This window comes from Neisseria sp. P0021.S007, assembly GCF_051956855.1.
Genome location: NZ_JBQCXA010001644.1, coordinates 1 through 451, shown reverse-complemented (window position 1 = coordinate 451; position 451 = coordinate 1). Strand labels below are relative to the sequence as shown.

General features: G+C 57.6%; 1 protein-coding gene. It reads right to left on the bottom strand.

Annotated features, from left to right (window positions below; translation table 11 throughout):
* Nucleotides 1-84: 84 nt before the first annotated feature.
* Nucleotides 85-451, bottom strand: a 367-nt coding sequence (gene ruvC, locus ACTHUR_RS20700) for a crossover junction endodeoxyribonuclease RuvC (protein ID WP_440400677.1), incomplete at its 5' end; no start/stop codon positions are given.

Below are 451 nucleotides of genomic sequence, written 5' to 3'. Positions count from 1 at the left end.
CTGTATGTGGGCAAAGGGTTATTATAACCGAAAGGCCGTCTGAAAACGGGCTGGAACACTATTTCAGACGGCCTGAATGTCGGCTTACCATTGGAAACGGCCGCGCTTGACCTGTAGGCCGTCAGGGTTGAGTTGCGAAGCCAATCCGTGATTGCGCAGGGCGTGGGTAAGGGCGACGGCGAGTCCGTCGGCGGCATCGGCTTGAGGCGTGCCTGAAAGTGCAAGCATTTGGACCACCATATGCTGCACCTGCTCTTTGGCGGCCTTGCCCTTGCCGACCACAGCCTGCTTGACCTGAAGCGCGGTGTATTCAAATACGGGCAAATCGTGCATGACTAAAGCGGCAATCGCCGCACCGCGTGCCTGACCGAGCATCAAAGTCGCGGCCGGATTGAAGTTGACGAAGACTTGCTCGATGGCCGCCTGATGCGGCTGATAGTGGCGGATGATT